At 61.7% G+C, this 269-nt stretch carries 1 protein-coding gene; it reads left to right on the top strand.

Annotation, left to right across the window (positions count from 1 at the left end; genetic code table 11):
* Positions 1-3 precede the first annotated feature (3 nt).
* On the top strand, positions 4-269 hold a 266-nt coding region (locus tag SB725_RS31410; RefSeq protein WP_410923324.1), incomplete at its 3' end, for a type IV secretory system conjugative DNA transfer family protein.

Genomic DNA, 269 nt, shown 5'->3' on the forward strand with positions numbered 1-269 from the left:
GAGCTGACGAGCGGCTTCCGGCATACCGCCGGCACGCTTGTTATTCGGTTCGACCCGACAGCGCTTGATCAGAAAAGTATCGACGGCAGGAGCCGCTATAACGTAGCAGCATGCTGGAACGCGTTGGACGAGCTCCGAGCGTTTAGCGAATACGATGTCATGGACGCGCAGAACCTCGCACAGGCGATCGCGGACCCGGACGGCGAGGGCATGGACGATCACTGGGTCAGCACGTCCTACGAGTTTCTCACCGGCGGACGCACGAGCGG

Source organism: Pseudomonas sp. SIMBA_041 (genome assembly GCF_046535095.1).
GTDB classification, from domain to species: domain Bacteria; phylum Pseudomonadota; class Gammaproteobacteria; order Pseudomonadales; family Pseudomonadaceae; genus Aquipseudomonas; species Aquipseudomonas mucoides.